The following is a 535-nucleotide window of genomic DNA, read 5'->3' as shown; positions in this document are numbered from 1 at the left end:
GTTCCGTACATGTGCAGGTCGGTGCCCGGCACCCTCACCAGCAGCGGGTCGGCATCGCCGACGAAGCACGGCAGTGTCGTGATCCCGAGTCCGTGCCGTACAGCAACGATCTGCGCCCCGGCGTCACTGGTCCTGAATGGAACCCCCGTGGTACGAACCTCACCCTCGCTGGCCCAATCCGGAATTCCATGAATGCTGATGACGATCCAGCGGATGGGATCAGGCGCGCCCGCACGCCACGCGGCCAGTCGATCGCGGGACATGTAGACGCCGCCGAACAGCTCCGGTCCCTTCAGGCCGTGAAGATTGAGCGGCAGGGTTTTGCGGTCGTAGACGACGCGGATCGCCACGTCGGCCTCCCGGTTGGTCAGATTTGCCAGCTCGCCGAACGACAGGATTTCCATCTCGATGTCCGGATGCAGACGCGCGAAATCCGCGAAGTCCGGCATGAGCAGGTGTGTCGCGAGCGGCGGCGCCAGCGTCACCCGCAGACGCCCGCGCACGCTCTGGTCGCGCCCGAAGACGCGCGTCTCCA

General features: G+C 66.0%; 1 protein-coding gene. It reads right to left on the bottom strand.

Going from position 1 to position 535, the window contains the following annotated elements; translation table 11 throughout:
• A partial coding sequence (locus OZ411_RS43040; protein ID WP_282532817.1) for a LysR family transcriptional regulator occupies positions 1 to 535 on the bottom strand: 535 nt, incomplete at both ends.

Source organism: Bradyrhizobium sp. Arg237L (genome assembly GCF_029990105.1).
Lineage (GTDB): Bacteria > Pseudomonadota > Alphaproteobacteria > Rhizobiales > Xanthobacteraceae > Bradyrhizobium.
The sequence above is the reverse complement of the archived record's forward strand: the minus strand, read 5'-3'. Positions and strand labels throughout refer to the sequence as shown.